At 49.5% G+C, this 16445-nt stretch carries 20 protein-coding genes; 5 read left to right on the plus strand and 15 right to left on the minus strand.

Going from position 1 to position 16445, the window contains the following annotated elements; all coding sequences use genetic code 11:
- Positions 1–27 precede the first annotated feature (27 nt).
- The 4 genes from GWK74_03975 to GWK74_03990 are packed head-to-tail and all read right to left on the minus strand — an operon-like array spanning position 28 to position 4128.
- On the minus strand, positions 28–1254 hold the full coding sequence (locus GWK74_03975) for a type II secretion system F family protein (protein ID QHU90646.1): 1227 nt from the start codon (positions 1252–1254) through the stop codon (positions 28–30).
- Positions 1255–3036, minus strand: a complete 1782-nt coding sequence (locus GWK74_03980) for a type II/IV secretion system protein (GenBank protein ID QHU90647.1) — start codon at positions 3034–3036, stop codon at positions 1255–1257.
- Between the two features lie 55 nt (positions 3037–3091).
- Positions 3092–3433: a hypothetical protein gene (locus tag GWK74_03985; GenBank protein QHU90648.1), complete on the minus strand. Its 342-nt coding sequence runs from the start codon at positions 3431–3433 to the stop codon at positions 3092–3094.
- Complete coding sequence (locus tag GWK74_03990; GenBank protein QHU90649.1) at positions 3430–4128, minus strand: NUDIX domain-containing protein; 699 nt, start codon at positions 4126–4128, stop codon at positions 3430–3432. Before GWK74_03990 ends, GWK74_03985 begins: the two co-directional genes overlap by 4 nt.
- A gap of 91 nt (positions 4129–4219) precedes the next feature.
- On the opposite strand from GWK74_03990, the gene GWK74_03995 reads away from it, so the two are divergent.
- Positions 4220–5545: an HD domain-containing protein gene (locus GWK74_03995; protein QHU90650.1), complete on the plus strand. Its 1326-nt coding sequence runs from the start codon at positions 4220–4222 to the stop codon at positions 5543–5545.
- Here GWK74_03995 and trmB read toward each other — a convergent pair.
- Positions 5529–6197 (minus strand): tRNA (guanosine(46)-N7)-methyltransferase TrmB, encoded by a 669-nt coding sequence (gene trmB, locus GWK74_04000; GenBank protein QHU90651.1) that lies wholly within the window; start codon positions 6195–6197, stop codon positions 5529–5531. The two genes, GWK74_03995 and trmB, sit on opposite strands and share 17 nt — an antisense overlap.
- 21 nt (positions 6198–6218) lie before the next feature.
- Between trmB and GWK74_04005 the strand changes: the two genes are divergently transcribed.
- Positions 6219–7121, plus strand: a complete 903-nt coding sequence (locus GWK74_04005; GenBank protein ID QHU90652.1) for a mechanosensitive ion channel — start codon at positions 6219–6221, stop codon at positions 7119–7121.
- Positions 7122–7128: 7 nt separating this feature from the next.
- Here GWK74_04005 and GWK74_04010 read toward each other — a convergent pair whose 3' ends face one another.
- The 5 genes from GWK74_04010 to GWK74_04030 form a co-directional block, all read right to left on the minus strand.
- On the minus strand, positions 7129–7545 hold the full coding sequence (locus tag GWK74_04010; protein QHU90653.1) for a hypothetical protein: 417 nt from the start codon (positions 7543–7545) through the stop codon (positions 7129–7131).
- Complete coding sequence (locus tag GWK74_04015; protein QHU90654.1) at positions 7538–8080, minus strand: hypothetical protein; 543 nt, start codon at positions 8078–8080, stop codon at positions 7538–7540. The genes GWK74_04010 and GWK74_04015 overlap by 8 nt, the downstream gene beginning before the upstream one ends.
- Before the next feature lie 43 nt (positions 8081–8123).
- On the minus strand, positions 8124–8399 hold the full coding sequence (locus tag GWK74_04020; protein QHU90655.1) for a hypothetical protein: 276 nt from the start codon (positions 8397–8399) through the stop codon (positions 8124–8126).
- A gap of 48 nt (positions 8400–8447) precedes the next feature.
- A complete protein-coding gene (locus tag GWK74_04025; GenBank protein QHU90656.1) occupies positions 8448–8669 on the minus strand; it encodes a hypothetical protein in 222 nt (73 codons plus the stop codon).
- A 94-nt stretch (positions 8670–8763) separates the two neighbouring features.
- Complete coding sequence (locus tag GWK74_04030) at positions 8764–9534, minus strand: A/G-specific adenine glycosylase (protein QHU90657.1); 771 nt, start codon at positions 9532–9534, stop codon at positions 8764–8766.
- A gap of 248 nt (positions 9535–9782) precedes the next feature.
- Here GWK74_04030 and GWK74_04035 point away from each other — a divergent pair, with 248 nt between their 5' ends.
- Together GWK74_04035 and GWK74_04040 are read left to right on the plus strand one after the other, a co-directional pair.
- A complete protein-coding gene (locus tag GWK74_04035; GenBank protein ID QHU90658.1) occupies positions 9783–10649 on the plus strand; it encodes an alpha/beta hydrolase in 867 nt (288 codons plus the stop codon).
- A gap of 36 nt (positions 10650–10685) precedes the next feature.
- Positions 10686–11225 carry a hypothetical protein gene (locus tag GWK74_04040; GenBank protein QHU90659.1) on the plus strand — a complete coding sequence of 180 codons (540 nt, stop codon included), beginning with the start codon at positions 10686–10688 and terminating at the stop codon, positions 11223–11225.
- Here GWK74_04040 and GWK74_04045 read toward each other — a convergent pair.
- Positions 11216–11638: an NUDIX domain-containing protein gene (locus GWK74_04045; protein QHU90660.1), complete on the minus strand. Its 423-nt coding sequence runs from the start codon at positions 11636–11638 to the stop codon at positions 11216–11218. The two genes, GWK74_04040 and GWK74_04045, sit on opposite strands and share 10 nt — an antisense overlap.
- A gap of 262 nt (positions 11639–11900) precedes the next feature.
- A complete protein-coding gene (locus GWK74_04050; protein QHU90661.1) occupies positions 11901–12740 on the minus strand; it encodes an SDR family NAD(P)-dependent oxidoreductase in 840 nt (279 codons plus the stop codon).
- A 65-nt stretch (positions 12741–12805) separates the two neighbouring features.
- Here GWK74_04050 and GWK74_04055 point away from each other — a divergent pair, with 65 nt between their 5' ends.
- Entirely contained in the window at positions 12806–13153 is a 348-nt protein-coding gene (locus tag GWK74_04055) for a MerR family transcriptional regulator (GenBank protein ID QHU90662.1), read from the plus strand.
- Positions 13154–13217: 64 nt separating this feature from the next.
- Here the strand turns inward: GWK74_04055 and aspS are convergent, their stop codons facing one another.
- From aspS to GWK74_04070, 3 genes are read right to left on the minus strand one after another with little or no spacing between them, the layout of a single operon-like run.
- Positions 13218–15059: an aspartate--tRNA ligase gene (aspS, locus tag GWK74_04060; protein QHU90663.1), complete on the minus strand. Its 1842-nt coding sequence runs from the start codon at positions 15057–15059 to the stop codon at positions 13218–13220.
- 8 nt (positions 15060–15067) lie between these two features.
- Complete coding sequence (ruvB, locus tag GWK74_04065; protein QHU90664.1) at positions 15068–16069, minus strand: Holliday junction branch migration DNA helicase RuvB; 1002 nt, start codon at positions 16067–16069, stop codon at positions 15068–15070.
- Positions 16070–16100: 31 nt separating this feature from the next.
- Positions 16101–16415, minus strand: a complete 315-nt coding sequence (locus GWK74_04070) for an HIT domain-containing protein (protein ID QHU90665.1) — start codon at positions 16413–16415, stop codon at positions 16101–16103.
- Between the last annotated feature and the right edge of the window lie 30 nt (positions 16416–16445).

Consider the following 16445-nt stretch of genomic DNA (forward strand, 5'->3'; position numbering starts at 1 on the left):
TATAGCATAAGCATTTTGAAAAACCAACTATCCCTTAATTTGATTTGCTAATCCAGTAATCGGCATCATCACCGCCGCCGCGATCAAGCCGACCATACCACCCATAAAGACGATCATCACCGGCTCAATCGTCGAACTCAAGCCGCTAATCGCCGCATCGACCTCTTCCTCATAAAAATCCGCCACCTTGACCAGCACCTTATCCGTCTGGCCCGTCTCTTCACCCACCGCCAGCATCTGGCCAACGATTGGTGGATAGAGGTCTTCGCGCTCATTGATAATCCGCGACAAAACCTCGCCATTCTTAATGCGCTTGGCAGCGTCAAGCAGCGAATCTTGATACACCGTATTACCAACTGCCCGAGCCGTCACCTCTAACGCCTCCAGCACCGACACACCCGCGCCAATCAGCGCCGAGAAAGTACGGGTAAATCGTGCTACCGCTACCTTGCGAATAATCTTGCTGATGATTGGTGCTTTTAGGATAAAATGATGGAACTTAATCTTGCCTTTTGGCGACTTAATATAGCGAAGCAGCACATACACACCGCCAAATAATAATGGGAAAATAATATACCAAAAACTTACCATAAATTGGCTGATGCTCATCAATACCTGGGTCAATGCTGGCAATTCCGCATCTTCGCCCGCCAGGTCCTTAATCGTCTTACCAATCATCGGCAAGACAAAAATCATCAAGCCAAAGAACGCCCCGATAGTGATGACGATCAGCACCGTCGGATAGGTCATGGCGCTCTTGATCTTCTTTTTCATTGATGAGTTCTTTTCCTGCTGCAGAGCCAGACGCTTCAAAATATCGTCCAAAATACCGCCCGTTTCACCAGCTCGCACCATGTTCACATACACATCACTGAATGCCTCAGGGTGCTTGCTCAGTGCATCGGCGAACGAGGTACCGCTCTCAATTTCCTTGGACACTGCGTTCAAAATCTCACGAAAATGCGGACTCTCAGCGTGCTGAGCCATCGAGTTGAGCGACCTGAGGATCGGCACACCAGCAGACACCATGGTACTGAGCTGCCTGGTAAAACCAACCAGCTCCTCAGTTGGTACTGACTTCTTACCACCCCCAAGGCGAAAGCCCTTCTTCTCATCACCCGCTTCCTTGAGGTCAACGAGCTTCATACCCTGGGCTTGAATGAGCTGGATGGCACTGGCGCGACTACTAGCTTCTAGCTCGCCATTAATCGGCTGATTATTATTTTTAGTTGCTATGTATTTAAATTTTGTCATTTATTGCTCCCTTGTTGCTCTCAAAACTTCCTCTAGCGTTGTCACGCCGCGCAGCGATTTAATGAAACCATCTGTCTGCATTGTCACCATTCCTTCGGTAATCGCCTGCTGCTGGATCTCATTACTAGTAGCATTAGCGGTGATCATCTTTTGGATTGGAATCGAAATACCGAGGACTTCGTAGATACCAACACGCCCCTTGAAGCCATTATGGCCGCACTCATCGCAGCCCTCAGGATTTGGTCGCCACAAGTACTGAATCGTTACGTCAGTTGAACCGAGTGGCGTACTACCGCCAATCTTATCAGCCGCCGCCTGCTGCTCTAGCGCATGTAATCGCTGCATCGAGCCCTGCTTGAGATTAAACATCTGGACGATATAGGCTAGCTCCTCGGCATCCGGCACATACTGCTGACGACAGTGCATGCATAGCCGCCGCACCAAGCGCTGACCAATCACTGCCTTGACCGTCGAGGCGATCAAGAACGGCTCAATTCCCATATCAAGGAGACGCGGCAAACAAGTTGCGGCGTTGTTGGTGTGCAGGGTCGAGAACACTAAGTGTCCAGTCAGCGCTGCCTGCACGCCTAAGTTGGCGGTTTCGCCGTCACGGATCTCTCCAACCATGATGATGTTTGGGTCTTGACGGAGTAGTGCGCGCAGCCCTGAAGCAAAGGTCATGCCGGCTTTGGCATTAGTCTGGGTTTGGTTGACACCAGGGATTTTATATTCGACTGGGTCTTCGATGGTTGAAATATTAACATCAGGAGTGTTGAGTTCTGACAGCACGCTAAACAGGGAGGTTGATTTTCCCGAACCAGTTGGCCCGGTCACCAAGATCATACCATTTGGTTGTGCCATAGCGTCCTTGAGTGTACTCAGTGACAACCCCCAATAGCCGAGGCTATCCAGGGCGACCGCCTGGTTGGATTCGTCCAAAATACGCATGACGATTTTCTCGCCATCAGCGATCGGCAGCGTCGACACACGCAGCGCGTATTGCTTACCCGAGACCTTGATCTTGAAGCGACCATCTTGCGGCACGCGGCGTTCATCAATTTTCAAATTTGACAAAATCTTAATACGACTAACCAGTGCACCCTGAACATTGCGCGGCAATTTATTCACTTCCTTGAGCACACCATCAATTCGGTAACGCACCTGGACGAAATCCTCGCGCGGCTCAATGTGGATGTCCGAGGCGCCCGATTTGATAGCATATTCCAGCAGCAAGTTAACCGTCTGGGCGATCGGCGAATTCTCGGAAATCTCCTCCTCAGAGACGTTTTGTGAATCTGATTCAGCACCGCTCTGGATTGACACCACCTCATCCAGCTCATCAGTGATATTACCGCGATAATTCTCCAGGCAGTCAAGAATGTTATTTTTTGTCGCCAGGAACACCTTGATGTTGTAGCCAATCTCTTTCTGGATGAAGTTCAGCGCCTGCACATCATCCGGATCTTCCATCGCCAAACTCAAGACGCCGTTATCATCAACCGCAAACAATACGACATTGTACTGGCGAGCGATGTGTTCGGGGATACGCTTGAGGACATCGTCAGGGATATCCTTTGGCTCAATGGTCACAAATGGCACATTAATGTATTCACCAATCTTTTGCCCAAGCTGTACCTCGCTCAGTACCTTACGCTCCAAGATAATCGTCTGCAATGAATGGTGCGTGCGCTCCGCCTCCATCTTTAACTCAGCCAGCTGTGACTCAGAAATTACCTCACCCTGGCGCAAAATCTTCTCAATACTACTGTCAGAAATGCGCATAATTACCCTTATGCTTGAGTATAGCGCATATTGTATGGGAGTTCAATGAAAAATGTCAGCGATTATCGCCCTGCCCGTGCAGCTGCTGGCGGGTTTGGCGGCTGGCAAGCTTTTGGTTGTTCATCTGGGCAACTTCCTCGAGGCTAGAATCGAGCAGGTGCGCCACCGCATTGACATACCACAACACGTCACCTAATTCTTTGAGAATTTCTGTGCGGTTATCGTCTGTCAGTATTCCCCGCTTGTCACGAACCAGCTTTTTGAACTTTTCAGCTACCTCGCCTGACTCGCCGACCAGACCAAGCACCTGCGCCATCAGCCGCGCGTCAACGTCCCCATATTCATGCGTACCAATCAGCGTCGCAATGGCTTTCTTGGCGTACTCATCAATTGTCATATATTTCTCCTTTCAATTACCTCATTTAATTCTGCCACAAATTCCTCAAAAAAGAACGGGTCGTGAAAGAACGTCCGCGCCACGATTTGTTCAACCGCTGGTGCTAAGTCATAATCCGCCAATCGATGCGGACGAGCCCACACGAGTTCTTCGCCCGCCACAACTTCATCGGTCTCACCATAAAATACGTGCGCCAATGTCGATGATAATATCTCCCCCTCAATCAGGACGCGAATATAGCAATCACCTGCGTGTGTCAGCGGTAGCTTATCCACCGCCAATTTCTCGCGTGCCTCCCGCTGAGCAGCGGCCAAGACCGACTCGTCATCAATGTGTAGCTTGCCATATGGCAGCGTCCAGGTGTCGATATGTGGCTGCTTAGTGCGTCGCTGGAGTAGCACATCGCCATTAGCATTCTGGATGACAATCATGGTAATAATTTTCGGCTGGGTACGAATTTTGAGTGATTTAATACTAACTCTATCGACATACGATAGCCCTTCCCGCCCCAGACAGTATCCATCATCCGTCTTGATGACAAATCCCCGCTTCTTCAATAGATTTAAGTGGTAGGTATAGAGATTAGTATCGACTTTTGGCAGCCGCATATCCCGAAATCGCGCATATTTCATATGCATTAACACGCCAAGGATATGCTTCTGGATGTGATGTTTGGGGATAAATTGGTCAATCATAGTTGAGTCAAATTATACTTGCTAGAATTATGCTTGGCAAGTAAATACAATTAATGAGTGCTATAATGCCTATTATTATCAAGGAGGAAATATGGCTAGCGAAGTAATACAAACTCAAGCTAGGGTGGATAATATCAAACCTGTGGAATTGCTAGAGGCACTACGCCAAGAAAAATATCCATCAATAGAGTCATCAAATAGTCAGGCTCTCGACACACTTCTATATGATAGGGAGCGATGGTCACTGCTGCTGAAAATGTCAAGTCTGGCAATTGAATCCTCTTGCTTGGTGGATAACTTTTCAGGCGTTGACCGCATACCTCGACGAAAAAACGGAGATCGTGAAACAGATGTAGAACACAGTTTTCTACTGGCGACATTAGCTCCAAATCTAGCACGAATACTCTACCCTAATCTTGATATAGATCGTATCCGCCACTACAGCCTTGTTCACGACATGATAGAGATTGAGGTCGGTGATGTCGCAACATTTAACCTGTCACCAGATGAACAAGCCGAGAAAGAACGTCGCGAACAGATAGCCTTGAAAAAATTACTAAAGGAACTACCGCTACTTGAAGCCGAAGCGTTAGCGTCATATGAGAGGCAGGATACACCAGAGGCTCGTTTTGTCCGCCTCGTTGACAAACTTCTTCCGGCTGTCGTTGACATCACCGGTCAGGGTACTCGAGTTGTCGAAGAAGACTTCGGCGTCGCAAGTATTGACGAGCTTCGTAGCTCCCATGATAAGCTAGCCATTAAATGGCGAGACATGTTCCATAACGAATTCCCTGAGCTTGAACAACTCTACGCCGTCCTTGCCTATCTTTTTGAAAATAAGTATGAGCAAGAACGTCAAAGACAAAAAGAAACTCATATACCGGAACGACCAAACCAACTGAAAGAAGTTGAAAGAAAGTGGCTCATCGACCCAGATAATCTTCCTGATGGTCTAGAAAACTATCCTCATGCTGATCTTAAGCAAGGATATTTAGCAGTTAGTGGTGATGGATCCGAAACACGTATTCGTAGCTTCGGTGATGGTGAGCGGTTTGAGCTAACTGTCAAGACTGCCGGTACAGTTGTCCGCGGCGAGCAAAACATTAAGATAACTGGCGAGATGTTCAAGGCACTCTGGCCACAGACCGAAGGCAATCGCGTTGAAAAAACTAGATACTACATACCCTTCACTGACAGTAACAATAACCAGCACACGATTGAGCTTGATGTGTATGCGGGACACTTATCGGGACTAGTCACGGCAGAGATTGAATTCAGCGGTCGCGAAACGGAGGCATCGGTTCGTGCGAATGCCTTCACACCACCAAAGTGGTTTGGTGATGACGTCAGTGAAGATAAGCGATATAAAAACCGTTCCCTTGCCTCAAAGCAACATGGTTTTATGAAGCTCGGTTAATAGATTTCCCTGCTCCCACAAACCCAATCGCTTTCCCCTCGCCAACCCAGCGCTGTTCGTAGGTTGTCATGATCCGGGCATCGCTCTCCTCGTCAAATCGCTCCGATTCGTGCAGATCAAACGTTAGCCCCCGAAGCTGCCAGCCAGCCACCACCAGCTGCTCCAAGCCCCAGCAGAAAAAGTCGTGATCATCATGCTTGAGCAGTAGCTCACCGCCCTCATCAAGCAACTTTGCATACTGCGTTAAAAAATGTGGGTGTGTTAAGCGCCTGCCGCTGGAGCGCTGGCGTGGAAACGGATCGGGAAAGGTGATCCACAACTGGCTAAGCGATCCAGCTTCACACAGCTCACCCAGCTGATCTGCTCGTGCCCGCACAAACCAGATGTTCGTGAGGCCGCACCGCTCGGCCGCGCGTGCCCCTTTTTGCAATCGATCGGCCTTGACGTCAACCGCCAAAAACCGCTGCTCGGGATGGCGCGTCGCTAGTTCGACGCTAAACAGTCCCGTTCCAGCACCAATCTCCAGTACGTCAATCGGCCGCGGCGTCCACTCATCATACTCAAAACAAAGCGGCGAATTGTTAAATAATGCAAATTTATACTTCTTGCGTCGCCGGGTAATGACAAATTGATTTGGATCGACAAAACTCATACTTTTCATTATACTAAACTCATGATGGATACGCTTATCAAACAACTGTTAAATTCGTCGCGCGTTGACGAGTGGATGATTGAGCACGGACTGGGCTGGCTGGTGAGCGAGCGGATGGTTGAGACAGTCAGCATCGTCATCGGTGCGGTTATCGTTTATTATTTTGGCCGCATGTTTATCACCTGGACGATCCGTTACGCCATCCATTCCACTGCCAAGCACCGCTCGTGGCACCGCAAAGATATCGAAAAGCGCGAAAATACGCTGACGCAGCTGATTCGTAGTTTTTGGCGTATCACCATCATTGCCTATATCGCCGCCATGGTCGCCAGCAAGTTATTCTACTTTGACTTGTCACCACTGTTTGCCAGCGCCGGCATCATTGGTGTGGCACTCGGATTCGGTGCACAGTCACTTGTCAAAGATTTTCTGGCTGGCATCTTTATCATCGCTGAAAATCAATATCGCGTCGGCGACATCGTTGACGTCATGGGTGCGAGCGGCACTGTCGAGCGCGTCGGTACCAGGTCAACCGTGCTCCGCGATGCTGACGGTAATGTGCACTACTTACCAAATGGTACCATCCAGCATGTCATCAACAAAACGATGGGGTATAGCATGTCGCGCTTTACCTTGCAGCTCGATCCAAGTACCGACATCAGCCATGCCGCTGATATCATCAACGAGACCGGTCAGCAACTGAGCAAGGAAAAGTCTTGGGACAAGAAAATTATTGAACCGCCAAAATTTGTCTCCGTCGGCGATATCACCGGCCGCTCGGTCGAATTGATCGTTGCTGGTAAGGTCCAGCCATCAGATCAATGGGCGGTTACCTCAGAGATGCGCCGCCGGCTCCTCAAAGAATTTGAAAAACAAGAAATCGAGCTAGCTGTTATCCCAACGGCGATAACGCATAAAAAGTAATCATAACTCACTCTGACGAACCGTCTTGACCCTGTGTCGTCGCACCACCCGTGCCATTACCGCTACCATTGACGCCCAGCTGATCATCACTCAACACATTGCTAGCAAACGCCCGCGCACCGTCGGCCTTTTTTTCTTCTTGCTTGTATTTTTGCAGGAAATCATTCAATACCTTGCCCGTAACTTCGCCCTGTGCTTCAAACATATCCCGATTATGATCGTTGGAGTTATCAATCTGCGCCCGATACGGCACATAATCCGGTCGGCTTAAATCCACTCGGAAGGCATCTGACGAATAGTATAAGTGCATCGAGATACCAACGAGCACAATCGACACCACAATTACGCTAATTACCATCGTCAGTAATTTGTGTTGCATAGCCAGCTTGGTCAACCGGCAACTAAGTTGCTTGAGCTTATCCACGACCACCTCCGCCCGAAAGCTTCACCTTGAGCTGCTCCACCGCCACGCGGTAATCCGCCGCCAGTTTGCTCATCGTCGTCACCGATTCACTAACCTGTCGACGTGCGTCGCGCGTCTTGATCAGCTGTGCATAAAACTCGCCCGGTTTGTCGGTACAATCTGTCCTGACCAGCGCCGTCAAATTGGACTCATACTCATTGTATTGCTGAGCAAACGCCTTGCGCGCCTCTTCGTAGTCGCGAGCGATCATCACCATTCGCGAGCTGTCAACCTGCGCCAATGCCAAACGGCTATTTAGTTTGGCGATGAGATTAGTCGAGATTGTGTTGTATGCTTGGCCGGCGTTAACCCGCAGCAAGGCGTCGTTATGCTGAATCCGCTGTAATGTCGAACGAATAGACTGACACTGGCTGCGGATCAGATGGAGCGGCGGCGAACTTGGTGCAGTCTGTGCCACGGCAAGGCTTGACCACACCGTTGCGCCAGCCAAGCCAATACTGCACACAAAAAACGCGAGACTACGAAGATGTTTCATCTTTTTTATTATCTCGCGTTTTTGCGTTTAGGTCAAACTGCTACTACGACTTCTTGAAATGTTTCTCGGTGTCGGCCTTGACCGTACGAGCGGTTCCAGTAACGACATCGCCAACTTTTTGAGCGCCGACCTTGACTGCTTCAGCGCTATCTTTGGCGGCAGCCTGGGCTTTTTTGGCAGTTTTGACAGTGGCAGTTTTTAGCTCACCAGCTTTTTTCTTGATGTCAGCGCGAGTTTCTTTGCCGCTTTTTGGTGCGGTCAAAATACCAGCCGCGAAACCAGCCGCTGCCGCGCCGAGAACTGTTAATACTTTTTTCATATATATCTCCTTGTTTGTTTTTATTAAATTGATATATGGAACAGATAATTATTTTTTGCGAAAGAGTTGCACGACTTCAGTAAATAACTTTACTGGAGACAGCCACTCAGTTGCTTGCGCGATGTTAGACACCGCCGCTTCAGCCTGGTTGACGAGGCGCTTGAGCTTCGTCAGCAGTGAAATTATTACACCGAACAAGACAATAATCGTCACCGAGTGAATAATGATCACTACGGTCATCAGTATAATAACTGTTTGCATGTCTTCCATACCCTTCCTTTGTTACTGTTTATGTTTGTCGTATTGACTGTGGCTATGATAGCATAGGCAGTTTGAAATGTCAATAGCTTAGCGCTCTATTCTGTCACTTTACAGCAATGAGACCGTCCCGTTGCAGACCATCCAGTGCCGCCGCAAATCGTGGATCGTCCTGCAACTCAGCGGTAATTCCAGCGAGCGGCTGCCCGGCAACATATCGACGCAAAATCTCGCCCCGCATCTGGCGGAGACTACCGGTGAATTGTGATTGCTTGGTGTAATGACGACTGGCGGATAATTTGCCCTTTCCCTGAGATTTGAGCTCACTACCATAGTCCATCAGCGCCCAAAACCACTGACGCGGATTTGCCTGGTCCATCGTCTGCTCAACAACAGTCAATATGTCACGATCCGCAACTGCCGTCTGGCCCGCAAAGAAATGATTGAGATAGACGGTACGAATATTGGTCTCAATGAACGGTGTTGGCACTTGATAAGCATAGTTCATGATGGCGCCAGCGGTATTGATGCCGATGCCTGGTAACTCAACGAGGTCATCTAGCGTGGCCACCGGGGCACCAGCGACAATGGCTTGTGACGCCCGGTGAAGATACTGAGCGCGGCGGTTATAGCCCAGCCCCTGCCACGCGCGGAGCACCTCGGTCAGCTCGGCCGCTGCCAGTGACTCAATATCTGGAAATTTCGCAGTAAACTCTCCGAACTTCGTCAAGACGCGAGCGACCTGGGTTTGCTGCAGCATTAGCTCACTCACCAGCACATAGTACAAGGTCGGCTGATCACGCCACGGCATCGGCCGGTACAGTTCGCGGCCTTTTTGGTGGATCAGCGCCTGAAAGCGAGAGTCTTTATCATTCATTCTCCCCAGTATACCTAATTTCGAACTAGTTATCATTGCATAATCGGTCCGAACGACAGCCTGATTGAATTGCTATCCTTACATACACCAAGTGTATAGCTAGTTTGCTGTGACTATACACTTGATGTATAATAAGCCTTGTTTATAATAATTTACCTAGCGAAAGGGCAATTGTGAGAAAAATATTCAAGGTTTTCGGAATTATCACTATCATTCTTATTATCTGCCTTGGGATTCTACTGTTAGTCATGCAATATCTCAATCAAAGTATTACCGGAGATGATGGTGTAGCGACTGGCTACGCTGATAAGCTTAGCCCTAGTGGCAACCTCGAACAACATTACACCAAGACCGGACCCTACAAAGTAGCGCACTACATTCAAAATAATACCGATGGTTCTAAGGCCTATCGTCTCTATTACCCTGAGCGCCAGAAGTCTAACCAAACTTTTCCACTAGTTGTAATGGTAAATGGCACAGCAACACCAGCTAGCACCTATACACCGATTCTCGAGCACCTCGCCAGCTGGGGCTTCGTCGTAATCGGCAATGAGGATGGCTGGGCTGGTACTGGTGCATCGACCGCAGCTACGCTTGATGCCGCTCTGCAGTACAACACAACCCAAGAGAGTCCAGTGCGCGGGCTAATCAACACTAATAAAATTGGGATCGCTGGACATTCGCAAGGTGGCGCAGGAGCGATCAATGCCGCTACTAAGTATAGTAATAGCAATAAGTATTCTTCGCTTTACACCGCTAGCGCCGTGAGTCGTGGCACTGCTAATAATAATCAATGGACCTATGACGTCTCACGCCTCAATACAGCGGTGTTCATGATGGCAGGAACTGGCGCTAGCGATAGTATTGCCATCAGTCCGCTCGATGACTTGAAGCATAATTTTGATGCATTACAAGGGGGCAAGCCAGGAGTCATTGCACGGCGTAAGTCAGTTGGTCATAAAGATGTGCTAGAATACGGTGATGCATATATGACCGCCTGGTTCCTATGGACACTGGCAGATGATGCCAAGGCGAAGATGGTCTTTGCTGGTGCCGACGCAGAACTACGCCATAACAGCGACTGGCAGGATGTCCAGGTACGCAATATTGAATAATTATTCTGTTTATCGCACCATGTATGGTACACTGGTATGGCTATGAAAATATTTTTTAGACGATACATTTCAGAATTTGTGTACGGTGCAGTTGACGGCACAGTCACAACCTTTGCCGTCGTGGCAGCATCGGCTGGAGCAGGAATTTCCAGCGCAGTTATCCTCATTTTGGGTATTGCAAATTTAATTGCTGACGGATTTTCAATGGGTTCCAGCGCTTACCTGGCAGCCAGCGCTGAACACGAAGAATCAGCCCGCGATACTCAAAAGCGAGCCTCTCCAAAAATTATTGGTGCGGTTACCTTTTTAGCCTTCGTCGTAGTCGGTAGCGTACCGGTATTGCCCTACCTGGTCGACGTCATTGCAAGCTCAAAAGCACCAGGCACCACCCTATTTCACGTCAGCTCCGCACTGACGGCGGTCACGTTCCTAGCAATTGGCTTTACCAAGGGTAAAGTCGGCAAGCAGTCACCATGGCGAGAAGCAATCATCACCCTGCTCCTCGGCGCAGTCGCCGCTGGACTGGCGTACTTTGCGGGCGATATATTGGCAGCGTGGCTAGGTGTTCAGCTGTAGCCTCGAGGCCACCACTTCAGCAAAAAATCCCGATAACCCGACGCAAGCTTGTCAGTAGCTTCAACTTCTGTCCGCGTCAACCAGACTGGTCGTTCCTCACCGCCATCACACGCTCGGTCCGGTAGTTTAATGTTACCGTCAACCGTGGCCGTGTAGCCAAGAATAATTTTATGGTCTTTGACGGTACTGCCCTGCGGATCGCGCACATAAAAATCAGCTGGAGTCGCATCGATTGTGATACCCAGCTCCTCGCGCAGCTCTCGCCTCAATGCCACGTCAGGCGTTTCACCAGCGTCAATATGCCCGCCCGGCAAGCCAAAGCCATCATCGCGTGGATAATACATCATTAGCGCACACTCACCATCACTACTATACAGCGCTACTTTTACACTAACTTCGTGTCGATCATACATTATATATCAAAACTTAATCGTACCAAGATGCGGTCAATACCGAAAGCGTGGCTAACGTGTAATTGACCGCCCTAAAGCTTAGTACGACCACTGGTGATTAACCGATAACTAGCCTCAAACCTCAACAATCACCGATAGTCGCATCGCTGTCATTACCACATCCAAAGCATCTTTGCCCCCTTCGTTATATTGCTTTTTGGATGGACATTATCGTTTATAACGTCCATTTATAGCATATCAGACACGAGCTATAGCCAGCAAATCACTTCGACTGCCTCGTCTGTTTTTTAGCTATTTGTTCAAAGACGCCATCGCCCAAGAGGTACCGTGTGTAGAAGAGAACTCTCGCTAATTTACCAACAAGATACCGACGTCGTGGGTGCTTACTCTCGATAATTGTCGCCACTTTGTGCGCGACCACGCTAGGCGGTGACATAGTCCTGTATGACTGAGATAGGTTGTGCGATATTGCCTTTGCTACGCCGCTATAGGCACCGTTTGACGAATAACGAGTAAGCGGCTCTTCAGCTAATTTGTAGAAATTTGTAGCGATCAAGCCAGGCTCAATTACCACAAGCTTGATGTTGTATTCCTGCAGCTCTAGCCGCAAGCTATCGGAAAACCCCTCAATAGCGTGCTTTGAAGCATGATACCAGGCACCGAGCGGAAAATACACTCTACCTCCAACCGATGACATATTAATAATCAAGCCCGAGCCCGCTTCTCTCATACTAGGCAGCACAAGCTGCGTCAGTCTAGCCAGCCCGAATACATTCACCTCAAACTGCCTGCGGGCCTGTTCAATTGGAATATCCTCTACCGCCCCCAGTAATCCATAGCCGGCATTATTAATAAGTACATCTATTCTTCCCTGCTCATCACAAATCTTTTTTACCGCAGACTCAAGTGATTTTTCATCTTTCATATCACCCGGTATTAGCCGAAGGCCTTTAATTTTTTGAAGCGCCTCACTATTTCGAGCAAGTCCGTACACTATGTAACCTTTCTGCAAAAGCAGCTCGGCGGTCGCTCTTCCGATACCGCTGGACGCTCCAGTAATTAACACTACTTTATGATTTGAATTATACTTTTTTCTACTCATAAATAGTAGTATAATCTATGGAGTATACTCCATAGTCAATAGGCCATAACGAGGGAGGTTTTACCATGCTAATTCATCAACTTTCCGAGAAATCTGGTGTTTCTATCGACACCATTCGTTACTATACAAAAATCGGTATTTTACCGGTAACACAACGTCCCGCTGGAAGCCGCAGTTATTCAGACTACGACGAGAGTGCGCTCGAATACCTCACGGAAATACGCCTCGCCAAGTCGGCGGGATTTACACTGATGGAGATTAAGCAATACATCAAGGAATGGAATGACGGACAGATTACACCGGATACAGCTATCGATATATTGCGCAAAAAGATTGCGATGGTACGAAAGAAAAAGTCTGAACTTGATGCAATAGAAGCGATATTAAAAAGTAAGATAACACAGCTACGCTAACACAGCTACGCCCCCAGCTACATTACCGTAATTGAGCACTCTGCTAGCTACTTTTGAGTAGATTCTACAGCCCTAATTCTCGCAATTGTGCTGAATCAACCATTGACGGCGAGTCCATCATCACATCAACGCCCGAGCCGTTCTTTGGAAAGGCCAGGGTTTCGCGAACATTAGTTTCATCGATTAATTCCATAAGGATGCGATCCACACCAAAGGCACAGCCGGCGTGCGGCGGTGCGCCGTATTTGAAGGCGCCCAGCATGGCGCCAAATTTTTCTTCGACGTAGGATTCGCTAAAGCCCAGCAAGTCAAATACTTTGTACAGCACCGCTGGGTTGTGGTTGCGCACGCCGCCAGAACAAATTTCGTAACCGTTCATCACCATGTCGAATTGGTCGGCGACAATTGCCAATTTATCAGCATCAGTGGCAGCAGCTTCCAAGGCTTGCAAACCGCCTTTTGGCATACTAAATGGATTGTGGCCAAAGTCAAGCTTCTTGCCGCGGTCATCCCATTCATAGAACGGAAAATCGATGATCCAGGCAAAGGCCACCACGCTCGGGTCTTTAAGGTTGAAATGAGTAGCAAATTCGTTTCGCAAGCGACCAAGCACAGCGTTGACAACTGGGCGAGTGTCGGCACCGAAGAATATAACATCACCATCCTCAGGATTCATCTTCTCTATAAGTAATCTATGTTCTTCGTCCGACAAGTATTTTGCCACTGGCGAAATCGCATCATAGCCATAAAAGTTACTACCAACAACCGGGATCGTATAACCCTGCGCCTCGTCTGCATTTTTGATTGTCACGTACTTGATGTAGGCCAAGCCGCCCGCCCCTTCACTTTTGGCAATGTCAGTGAATTGATCAATTTGCTTGCGGCTGAGGCTAGTGCCATTTTTGACGCAGATCGCCTTGATACACTCAGCGTTTTTAAACACGCCAAATTCGGTGCTGGCGAACACATCGGTCAGCTCAATCAGCTCCATGCCAAAACGCAAGTCTGGCTTGTCCGAGCCGTAGGTCTCCATGGCGTCGCGGTACGAAATACGCGGAATTGGACTGCCGTCACCGACCGCGAGGCCACTCAAATCCAGCAACTTCTTGCCCGCAAAATCGATCGCGAGCTGTCGCATCAGCGGCTCAACTTCCCGACGAACTTCCTCGCCGCTTTCAACAAAACTCATCTCCAAATCCAGCTGGTAAAACTCGCCGTACAGTCGATCAGCTCGTGGATCTTCATCGCGGAAACACGCCGCCAACTGGTAGTAGCGCGGCACGCCGCCAACCATCAACAGCTGCTTGAATTGCTGCGGCGCCTGCGGCAAAGCGTAAAACTTGCCTTCCTGCAAGCGGCTGGGAATCAGAAAATCGCGCGCGCCCTCTGGGCTGGAATTTGCCAAAATCGGCGTTTGAATTTCGATGAATTGGCGCTCGTCCATGTACTGATGAATCCGGCGATACATCTCGGCGCGTTTTTGCAGCATCTCTTGCATCTTTGGACGGCGCAGATCGAGGTAGCGGTACTTGAAACGCAAATCCTCATTCGCCTGGTTATCCTCGGCAAACGGCTGAATCGGCAACGTTTCAGCGCGGTTCAAAACTTCCAGCTCCTCCACAACAATCTCGACATTGCCGCTGGCAATATTTGGATTTTTCAAGCCTTCGCCGCGTTCCGCCACCACGCCGTGCGCCCGAATCACAAACTCATCGCGTAGACTCTCCGCCAACTTAAAAGCCTCCGGCTTATCAGGATTGATCACCAGCTGCACCAAGCCAGTATGATCGCGTAAATCAATAAAAATCAGCCCGCCGTGATCGCGCCGGGAGTGCACCCAGCCAGCCACCGTAATATTTTTTCCAACGTCATCAGGGGTATGTATCGCCAAAACTCTCTTTTTCATATCTGTTATTATAGCATATTGATGTGTTTTTTCGCCTTTGGCGTCACCCGACGGCCGCGCGGCGTGCGCTCGATGAAGCCAATTTGCAGTAAATACGGCTCATAAAAATCCTCAATCGTCGTCGCTTCGTCACCCGTCAGGGCGGCAATGGTGGTCAGACCCACCGGATTATCGCCGTAATTTTCCAGAATTGATTGTAGTAAATTACGGTCAGCCGGATCCAGCCCCAGCTCGTCCACTTCCAACATTTCCAGGGCACTCGTTGTGGTTTTCACATCAATTATGCCATCACCGTTGACGTCGGCATAGTCGCGTACGCGTTTGAGCAGGCGGTTAGCGATGCGCGGCGTCAAGCGAGCCCGCGTCGATAGTAAATTCGCTGCTTCATGCCGAATCGACGACTCCAAGATGGCCGCACTCCGCGTTACGATTTTAGCGATGTCCTCTGGCTCATAAAACTCCAGCCGATAAATATGCCCAAAGCGGTCGCGCAGCGGCGCTGCCAAGCTACCCGTCCGCGTCGTCGCGCCGATGACCGTAAACCGCGGCAAGTCCAGCCGAATCGACCGGGCAGCCGGGCCTTTGCCGATGACGATGTCCAGTTTGAAATCTTCCATGGCCGAGTATAAAATCTCCTCCACCGCCCGGCCGAGGCGATGAATCTCATCGATGAACAAAATATCGCCGTCCGCCAAATTCGTCAAAATTGACGCCAGATCACCCGCCTTTTCAATCGCCGGGCCACTGGTGATACGCAAGTTCGTACCCATCTCATTAGCGATCACTGTCGCCATGGTGGTCTTGCCCAGCCCTGGTGGGCCGTACAGCAGCACATGATCCAGTGGCTCACCGCGCTTCTTGGCCGCCTCAATTGCCAAGCGTAAATTGCGCTTCAATCGTTCCTGGCCGACATACTCACTAAAACTCTGCGGGCGCAGGCTGACTTCAATCCGCTGCTCCTCGGCGTCATCACTATGCGAACTGGTATCGACTATTCTCTCAATTGCCATACATTCATTATATCATCCACAGCGGAGCGAACTAATCTCCTGCAAGCCGGCTACGCAATGCCTGCATAATTTCGCGAAAGGTCTCATCACCCACCATATGTACCGCATCCTCTAGGTGTCGTGGCCATTTCGGATCAGGAAATTCCTCACCGGCAAAGGTGGCACCGCCGAGATAGCGCGGGTACAAATGCCAGTGCACATGTGTCGACTGACCAGCCTTCACTGCATTATTCATCAGGCACTCCCAGTTACACACATCAGTACCAAACGCTTCTTTGACCGCCTGCTCGAGTTGACGAATCACCTGATGCAGCTCCGCCCAATCCACCTCGTCCAGATCCGACAATGTTTCCTTGTGCTGACGCAGGGTGATAAA

The sequence above is a fragment of the Candidatus Saccharibacteria bacterium oral taxon 488 genome (assembly GCA_010202115.1).
Lineage (GTDB): Bacteria > Patescibacteriota > Saccharimonadia > Saccharimonadales > Saccharimonadaceae > Nanosynbacter.